Origin of the sequence: Novacetimonas cocois (assembly GCF_003311635.1) — a bacterium.
GTDB lineage: Bacteria > Pseudomonadota > Alphaproteobacteria > Acetobacterales > Acetobacteraceae > Novacetimonas > Novacetimonas cocois.
Genome location: NZ_QEXL01000015.1, coordinates 90,884 through 99,082, shown reverse-complemented (window position 1 = coordinate 99,082; position 8,199 = coordinate 90,884). Strand labels below are relative to the sequence as shown.

Annotated in this window: 7 protein-coding genes; 3 read left to right on the top strand and 4 right to left on the bottom strand. The window is 60.1% G+C overall.

What is annotated here, in order from left to right:
• Positions 1 to 622: 622 nt before the first annotated feature.
• Genes NJLHNGOC_RS11890 through NJLHNGOC_RS11880 form a run of 3 tightly spaced genes read right to left on the bottom strand, consistent with a single transcriptional unit; the run spans position 623 to position 3,541 of the window.
• Positions 623 to 1,384 (bottom strand): GntR family transcriptional regulator, encoded by a 762-nt coding sequence (locus NJLHNGOC_RS11890; RefSeq protein ID WP_239021505.1) that lies wholly within the window; start codon positions 1,382 to 1,384, stop codon positions 623 to 625.
• Between the two features lie 5 nt (positions 1,385 to 1,389).
• Positions 1,390 to 2,322 carry an N-acetylmuramic acid 6-phosphate etherase gene (locus NJLHNGOC_RS11885; protein ID WP_113596542.1) on the bottom strand — a complete coding sequence of 311 codons (933 nt, stop codon included), beginning with the start codon at positions 2,320 to 2,322 and terminating at the stop codon, positions 1,390 to 1,392.
• Between the two features lie 37 nt (positions 2,323 to 2,359).
• Entirely contained in the window at positions 2,360 to 3,541 is a 1,182-nt protein-coding gene (locus NJLHNGOC_RS11880) for a serine hydrolase domain-containing protein (protein WP_113596541.1), read from the bottom strand.
• A 279-nt stretch (positions 3,542 to 3,820) separates the two neighbouring features.
• Between NJLHNGOC_RS11880 and NJLHNGOC_RS11875 the strand changes: the two genes are divergently transcribed.
• The 3 genes from NJLHNGOC_RS11875 to NJLHNGOC_RS11865 all read left to right on the top strand — a co-directional run bounded on the left by NJLHNGOC_RS11875 (position 3,821) and on the right by NJLHNGOC_RS11865 (position 7,213).
• Positions 3,821 to 5,284: a sodium:solute symporter gene (locus NJLHNGOC_RS11875; protein WP_113596564.1), complete on the top strand. Its 1,464-nt coding sequence runs from the start codon at positions 3,821 to 3,823 to the stop codon at positions 5,282 to 5,284.
• A 164-nt stretch (positions 5,285 to 5,448) separates the two neighbouring features.
• A complete protein-coding gene (locus NJLHNGOC_RS11870; protein ID WP_113596540.1) occupies positions 5,449 to 6,663 on the top strand; it encodes an NADP-dependent isocitrate dehydrogenase in 1,215 nt (404 codons plus the stop codon).
• Between the two features lie 319 nt (positions 6,664 to 6,982).
• Positions 6,983 to 7,213, top strand: coding sequence for a (2Fe-2S)-binding protein (locus NJLHNGOC_RS11865; RefSeq protein WP_113596563.1), 231 nt, complete (start codon positions 6,983 to 6,985; stop codon positions 7,211 to 7,213).
• A gap of 88 nt (positions 7,214 to 7,301) precedes the next feature.
• Here NJLHNGOC_RS11865 and bfr read toward each other — a convergent pair whose 3' ends face one another.
• The gene (gene bfr, locus NJLHNGOC_RS11860; protein WP_110530742.1) at positions 7,302 to 7,784 is read right to left on the bottom strand and encodes a bacterioferritin; all 483 of its coding nucleotides are present in this window, start codon (positions 7,782 to 7,784) and stop codon (positions 7,302 to 7,304) included.
• Positions 7,785 to 8,199: the final 415 nt, after the last annotated feature.

Genomic DNA, 8,199 nt, shown 5'->3' with positions numbered 1-8,199 from the left:
CAATCTGCCTCGCTGCAACCGTCATCTTCTGGCTATGAGTCCTGAGCCTAGCGACACATTGGTCGTTGCGATAAGTCGCATTGCCCGTGGTAATTGGTTTTCCAATCGATACCGATTGGGTGAGACGGCCGAATGCCGCCAGAAAAAACTGTGACTGACCGCCGCTGGCGTCATGTGCCCAACGGGTGTCTGTGCCACAGCAGGGTCGCATGGGTATCAGGCCAATCGTCATTTGGGGGACAAGCGACGTTGACTGGCCGAAGATACATCAGGACTGGTAACCCCTGCCGTACCGCTACGATTAATGCGTCAGGATCCCCAATGGTAAAAACCGGAGGGAGAGACGTACAGGCCGGTATGAGGATATTGATTATTCAGGCACCAGGCCGGACAATCTCATTGTCATGGCATTCGAAAGACTGTGTGTGCGATGAGTTGACCCGGTAAAGGGTGCCATTGAGATTGGTCATGGCTGCTCGTGCTGCCGATCCAAGCATGGAACAGCAGATTGATAGGCCCTGTGTCCAAGGGAATCTTGTGACGATTTTTTCAAAAATCCTCAGTTAACAACGCTTTTTTGAAAAATCCGCCCCGGAAACCTGTGCTGTTTTGAAACGGAAACTCAGGAAAGGGTCGTGGAAGAGGCCGTAAGCTCCACCACGAAATCATACATGTCGCCACGATAGGTGGAGTAGGTGACATCCAGCACGCGGCCATCGGCTAGGAACGCGCGGCGTTCGATCCGAAGGATGGCGGCGTGCGGTTTCAGGTGCAGCCACTGCGCCTCCTGCTGGGTTGCCAGCCCCGCCCGCAGGCGTTGCAGGGCGCGGACCGCCACCAGACCACGCGCCCTGAAGGCGGCATAGAGCGAATCCTGGACCATCGACGGATCAGGCAGGTCGCGCGCCGTCACGATGGCGGTTTCGATCGCCATGGGTTCGTCATCGGCGGTCCGGATCCGTTTGAGCCGCGTGATCCGCGTGCCCGGCGCAACCCCCAGCGCCATGGCTTCGTCCGGGCCGGCCATGGCGTGCTGCCTGTCCAGCCAGTGCGAACCCGGCGTAAAGCCGCGTGCCCGCATGTCCTGGGAAAAGCCGCTCAGTTCCGAAAGTGGCTGGCTGAAACGGCCGGATACGAACGTGCCCGCGCCTGTTTTCTGGATCACGAGCCCATCCTGCACCAGCTTGCCCATGGCCTTGCGCACGGTCACGCGCGAAACCCCGGTCATGCTGGCCAGTTCCCGTTCGGCAGGGATGACGTCGCCCCGGCGCAGCTGCCCACTGTCAATCATATGCCGCAGCCGTGCCTCCAGCTGAAGATAGAGCGGCATGCGGCTGTCGGGATCAGGCTGAAGCGAATCTGCAATCCGTGTACGAGGGCTCACCCGGTTCAGTCCCCGCTGGCGCCGGATGCATGAAGCTGCGCAAAGACGCCGCGCAGGTTGTCGTCATGCGCGTTGAGGAGGGATTCGATCTGATCGGCGGGAATTCCCCAGTACAGCATGACCGCCCGCTTGACGTTGAAATTCGCGGCCTGCAGCGTCGCCATGGCCTGCTGTTCCGTGCAGCCGGTCAGGCTGCGCACCATGCGGCAGGCGCGACGGCGCAGCTTGTCATTGACGACGCGCATATCCACCATCTGCCCGCGATAGGCATGGCCCATGCGGATCATCAGCGTGGTTGAAATCAGGTTCAGCGTCGCCTTCTGCGCGGTTCCCGCCTTCAGCCGTGTGGAGCCGGAGATGACCTCCATCCCCGTCACGACCGGTATGCCCACCTCCGCCATGTTCAGCAGCTGGCACGAAGGGTTGCACGCAATGCCGATCGTCAGACTGCCGGCGGTGCGCGCCGCGCCGATGGCGGCACAGGTATAGGGGGTGCTGCCGCTTGCCGCGATGCCAAGGACCACGTCATTGGCGCAGGGATCATGGGCCAGTATTTCCGCGCGGGCGACATCGTCGCGGTCTTCCGCGCCCTCGGCGGCCTGATAGACGGCGTCATTGCCGCCAGCCAGCAGCAGGACAAGCCGCTCGGGCTCCCAGCCGAAGGTCGGCAGCAGTTCCACCCCGTCCTGCATCCCGATGCGTCCGGATGTGCCCGCGCCGACATAAAACAGCCGGCCCCCCGCCATCAGGCGGGGCAGGGCGGCGGTCACGGCCTTTTCCATATGGGGGACGGCCGCGCGGACGGCGGCGATGGCGCTCATCTGGGATTCGACGAGCGCATCCAGCACGGAGGCGACAGGCCACAGATCGACATCGGCATAGCGCGGATCCTGCCCCTCGGTCAGGGAGGAAAAGGGGGGAAGGGCATCAAGGGTCATGGGGCGCGGGCTCCTGACAAGGGAGAAGGAGGGCGGATCAGGTCCGGGGCGAAGCCAGCGCCAGGGCGGCCGCTGTCGCGACATCATGGCGCAGCCGGATTACATTGCCATGCCCGTCGGGGTGGACGCGGTTGGCAAGGATCAGGACATAACTGTCGCTTTGCGGATCCAGCCAGAGCGAGGTGCCGGTAAAGCCCGTATGTCCAAAGGACCCCACCGGGAAATGGTCCCCGCGCGGGGAGGAATAAGGGGTGGAGATATCCCAGCCCAGCCCGCGCAGGTCGGTTTTATCCTGCGGCTGCTGTGGCGTCGTCATCATCATCAGCGTCTGCTGCTGCAGGGGAAAGGCAGAGGGCCTGCCGGCGCGGCGGTCAAGCAGGGCCTGCGCATACACGCACATGTCCGAAGCGTTGGAGAACAGGCCGGCATGTCCCGCCACCCCGCCCATGCGACGCGCGGAAGGATCATGCACCACCCCGCGCAGCATGTGCCCGTCATCGTCGAACTGGGTCGGCGCAATCTGTCCCTGCCATGCCGGAGGCGGCAGGAAGCGGGAGTGGTTCATGCCCAGCGGGGTCAGGATATAACGCGCGGCATAGACATCCAGCGTCATGCCGGACAGTTTTTCAACCAGAAAGCCCAGCGTGAGGAAATTGATGTCGCTATAGACGAAACCGCTGCCGGGCGGGTGGGACGGGACGGTATCCATCACGCGCTGAAAGGCGGCGGTACGGCCCTGCCATTTCTGTGTCAGGTCCAGATCAGGCCGCAGTCCTGAATAATGGGTCAGCAGGTGCCTGATCGTGATGTCGCCTTTTCCGGCGGTCGCGAATTGCGGCAGATAGCGCGATACGGGATCGTCGAGGTCAAGCCGCCCTTCCTCCCACAGCTGCATCACGCATGGTGCGGTTATGACGGCCTTGGTCAGGGAGGCCATGTCGAACACGGTATCCCACGTCATGGGCTCGGGCGTCGGGACGACGGCGCGCTGTCCATAGACGGCGCGGTGCACGATCTGCTGCCCATGCCCGATGGCGCAGACCACGCCGGGGGTCGCATGTGTCGCGACGGCCTGTTTCAGCAGGTGATCCACATCCGCCATGCCTGATTTCATCTGCTGGCCACGGCCGGTGCGCGCGCAGGCCGTGAGGATGGCCGCCCCCCCGAGCGTGAGGACATGACGGCGGCGAGGATGTCGCGCGACAGGGGAAGCATGCATGGGCAAGGGATCCGGTGACAGGGGAGGCATGCATATGCCTGATACAGAATAAATACCATTGTGGTTATGAAATGACAATCCTGTTCCATGCCTGTCGTTCCATCCGGGAATGCGGATTTCCATGAAATTCCTGCGATAAACACGCATGGTTTATTTTTTCATGGGATGGTTCCGTTTCGGAATGACAAAAAAAATGTTTCGGGGCAGGATGGCCTTCGGCGTTCATATGGTATTGCTTTGGTCATATGATCCATGTTTCTGAAGTGTGATGGAACCGGCATGTCTCCTGTCGATCTCGCGATTATCTGCATCTACTGTCTGACGCTGCCGTTCATCGCGTTCGCGCTGTCGGGACGGCAGGATTCCGTTTCCGCATATGTCGGCGGGGGGCACGACCTGCCGTGGTGGGCGATCTGCCTGTCCCTTGTCGCGACGGAAACCTCAACCCTTACGGTCATCAGCATTCCCGGCATCGCCTATGGCAACGGCATGGTCTTTGTCGGTCTGGCAACGGGATATGTCGTGGGGCGCGCGCTGGTGGCCTGGCTGTTCCTGCCGCATTACTTTTCCGGAAAGTTCAGCAGCGTCTATCAGTATCTGGGGCAGCGTTTCGGTTCCTCGATGGAACGTACGGTGTCGGTCACCTTTCTTCTGATGCGCGTCCTTGCCGAAGGGATCAGGATGTTCGCGGGCATGCTGCCCGTGGCCGCCATCCTGGCCGCAATGCATTTCCCGCTGCCTGATGTCGTCGTGATGCTCCTGATCATGGGGCTGACGCTGTTTTATACGCTGTTTGGCGGACTGCGGGCCGTGGTCTGGTCCGACGCCATACAGCTTGCGGTTTATGTGACGGGGGCGGCTGCCTGTGTCTTTCTGCTGTTCCATCACGAAACGGCGGGGCAGACGCACATGCTGACGCATTCCAACAGGTTTCATCTGTTCCAGCGTTCGTCGATGTTTTTCCTCAATCCCTATACACCCTTCGCCGCTGTGCTGGGCGGGGCGATCATGTCGATGGCATCCCACGGGACGGACCAGCTGATGGTGCAGCGCGTCCTGGCGGCGCGGAACCTTGCCGATGCCCGCAAGGCGCTGATTGGCAGCGGGTTCATGGTCGGGGGGCTGTTCGCGCTGCTCTCGCTGGTGGGGATCCTGTTGTGGGCGCATAACGATGGCCGGTCGCTGGCGGAGGTGGGACTTCATGCGTCCGACGAACTTTTCCCCGACTTTATCGTGCGCGGACTGCCGCAGGGGCTTGCCGGGCTGCTGATCGCCGGGCTGCTCAGCGCCACGATGGGGTCGTTGTCCGCGACGCTCAATTCGATGACAAGCGCAACATTGCTCGACTTTTCCGGACCGTGTGCCGATGCGGCACGTCGCCTGCGCCTGCGTCCGCTGGCATTCGCGCGGGTGGTGACGCTGGGCTGGGCCGTGATTCTTGTGCTGGCCGCCCTGGGCTTTTCACGCAGTCATGGCCCTGCGGTGGTGTTCGGACTTTCGGTCGCCGCCTGTTCCTATGGCGCGATGCTGGGGGCGTTCCTGTTCGCCATGTTCCTGCCGCGTGCGGATGTCAGGGATGTGCTGCCTGCCTTCATCCTGACGCTGCTAAGTGTCTGCGGCGTCATGATGTTCGTCCATCCCCGTGGGCATGCCATTGCTTTCACATGGCTTGTGCCATTCGGGGTGATCCTGATGTTTGTACTGGGCATGCTTTCGCGCCAGTTACGGCAGGCACGTGGGTAAGGCACAAGACACGCCGGTCCGGCCTTTCTTTTCGTGCTGTCATGTTTGTGAAGAGGGGAGGTGCCTGTATCTCTTTATTCTTCGCCAGAGTGGCCTTTATTAATGTTCGCCCCAAGGAAATGTCCATGCCTGCATGGATGTAACAATAAAGAGCGGACACATTCATGGCCAAAATCAAGGTAAAAAATCCCGTTGTTGAAATGGACGGGGATGAAATGACGCGCATTATCTGGCATTTCATCAAGGAACGCCTGATACTGCCCTATCTGGATATCGACCTGAAATACTTCGACCTGGGGATTGTCCATCGCGACGAGACGGACGATCGCGTCACGGTCGAGGCAGCCGAAGCTGTCCGCCGGTATGGCGTGGGCGTCAAGTGCGCGACGATCACCCCGGACGAGGAACGGGTCAAGGAATTCGGCCTTAAGAAAATGTGGCGCTCCCCCAACGGGACGATCCGCAATATCCTGGACGGCACCATTTTCCGCGAACCCATCATCTGTTCCAATGTGCCGCGTCTGGTGCCGCACTGGACCAGGCCGATCGTCATCGGGCGGCATGCCTATGGGGATATCTACCGCGCGGCCGAAACCCGTATTCCCGGCCCCGGCAAGGTCACGCTGCGTTATGTCCCCGCCGATGGCGGAGAGGAGCAGGTCCTTGACGTGCATGATTTCAAGGGGCCGGGCGTGGCGCTGGGCATGCACAATACCCGTGCCTCGATCGAGGGGTTTGCCCGAGCGTCGCTGTCCTATGGCCGTGATCGCAAGCTGCCGGTTTACCTGTCCACCAAGAACACGATCCTCAAGGCCTATGACGGCATGTTCAAGGATGTGTTCCAGGAGGTCTATGACCGCGAATTCCGCACGGATTTCGAAAAGCTGGGCCTGACATACGAACATCGCCTGATTGACGACATGGTGGCCTGCGCCCTGAAATGGAGCGGCGGCTACGTCTGGGCCTGCAAGAACTATGACGGCGATGTGGAGAGCGATATCGTCGCGCAGGGGTTCGGCAGCCTTGGCCTGATGACCTCGGTCCTGCTGAACCCCACGGGCGACGTGGTGGAGGCGGAAGCCGCGCATGGCACCGTGACCCGTCATTTCCGCGAATATCAGAAGGGACGCCCGACCAGCACGAATCCTATCGCCTCCATCTTCGCATGGACGCGGGGGCTGGCCTATCGCGGGCGTTTCGACGACACCCCCGATGTCATCCATTTTGCCGAAACGCTGGAACGCGTCTGCGTTGAAACGGTTGAAGGCGGGGAAATGACCAAGGACCTCGCCCTGCTGGTGGGCAACGGCACCAAATGGCTGGATACCCAGCCATTCCTGGACGTGCTCGATGCGCGCCTGCGCAAGAAGCTGGGCTGATATCTGCAGACACGCGCCCCGCATGGATCGATATCCATGTGGGGCGTTCTGCTTCCCGTCACCCGATGCCGGAGCGGTCGGGTGACGGCATGTCCATACATGTCGATGGCTGCACGCCCTTGTCGGGCGGCTGTCGGACATGACCTGCTCCCTTTGCAAAACGGTCTGCTGTCATGCCTTTCGCGCGCCGGTCATGGGGTGCGGGAAGGTGCTCGCACGGGCGTGTCCATCCAATTGCGAAAAATTATCATCCACCCATTGATAGTGAGAATTGTTCTCATATATAGTGAACGGACTCGCGGTAATGGATGGGTGTTTCATGTTTGTCTGCTCGTGCAACATGCTGACGGATACAGATGTCGATATGGCGGTAAATCAGGGGGCAACCCGTCCGAAGGAAGTTTATGCGGCGAAGGGGTGCAAGGCGCAGTGCGGTAACTGCGTTCCGGGCGTGCTGTGTCTGCTGCGCCGCGCGCTGCGCCAGGCGCATGAGGGACAGGGCGCGGAGCTTGGCCTGTCGGGTGGCGCGGAAAGTTCCCTGCTGGCCTGAAGGCAAGCGGCGTCACGGCACATACCCGTCTTCGCCATGCAGGGATAACGCCGGCCAGCCCGAAGGATGGCCGACGCGCAGGTATGGATCAGTCCTGTTCGGCCGAGCCGGAGTTGAGCTGGATATAGCGTTCGATGCCGATCATTTTGATCAGGTCGAACTGACGGTCGAGGAAGTCCTCATGCTCTTCCTCGTTGTCCAGAATCTTCAGGAACAGATCGCGTGAGACATAGTCACGCACGCTTTCGCAGTAGGCAATGGCCTCCCGCAGGTCCGCGATCGCCTTTTCTTCCAGCTTCAGGTCGCATTTCAGGATCTCCTCGACATTCTGGCCGATGAGGATCTGGTTGTAGCGCTGGACGTTGGGCAGGCCGCCAAGGAACAGGATGCGTTCGATCAGCCAGTCGGCATGACGCATTTCCTCGATTGATTCTTCGTATTCCTTCTTGCCCAGCAGGGTGACGCCCCAGTGGTTGAGCGTGCGGGCATGCAGGAAATACTGGTTGATGGCCGTCAGTTCGTTGGTAAGCTGGGTATTGAGATGTTCGATGATCTTCGGATCGCGGATCATGTTTCCTGTCCTTGGTGATTGGGGGGCGGCGTGTACTGAATGCCACGGCCCAGTGTAATGTTCCACGGCGGCAGACGCAAAGGAATGCCACCGTTGCAGTATCCGGGCTGGTATCACCGATATCCGGTCATGGCAAAATCCTGTTGAAGTAGAAAACCGCAAAGCCACCATGCCCACTGCAAGATATTGAAATAAATATGTTGCAATGCAACAGAACCGGACCACTCTTGTCTGTCATTAATGGCGTCCATTTGCGATATGTTCGCATTCCTGATGTATTGTCATGCCCGTGGCGCGAAAATATCTGTTGCCGAAATTCGGGAACTCGCATAATTTTTCTATCTGGCCCTGCTGAAAACAATAATATGAAGAATATGGTGGCCTGCCTTTGCATTCCTTGCGCCAGAATGGGATT

What these genes read in the sequence shown, in the direction of transcription:
- NJLHNGOC_RS11885 (WP_113596542.1), bottom strand. Translation starts at nt 2,322, where the DNA reads ATGACCCTTGATGCCCTTCCCCCCTTTTCCTCCCTGACCGAGGGGCAG.
- NJLHNGOC_RS11870 (WP_113596540.1), top strand. Translation starts at nt 5,449, where the DNA reads ATGGCCAAAATCAAGGTAAAAAATCCCGTTGTTGAAATGGACGGGGAT.
- bfr (WP_110530742.1), bottom strand. Translation starts at nt 7,784, where the DNA reads ATGATCCGCGATCCGAAGATCATCGAACATCTCAATACCCAGCTTACC.
- NJLHNGOC_RS11875 (WP_113596564.1), top strand. Translation starts at nt 3,821, where the DNA reads ATGTCTCCTGTCGATCTCGCGATTATCTGCATCTACTGTCTGACGCTG.
- NJLHNGOC_RS11880 (WP_113596541.1), bottom strand. Translation starts at nt 3,541, where the DNA reads ATGCATGCTTCCCCTGTCGCGCGACATCCTCGCCGCCGTCATGTCCTC.
- NJLHNGOC_RS11865 (WP_113596563.1), top strand. Translation starts at nt 6,983, where the DNA reads ATGTTTGTCTGCTCGTGCAACATGCTGACGGATACAGATGTCGATATG.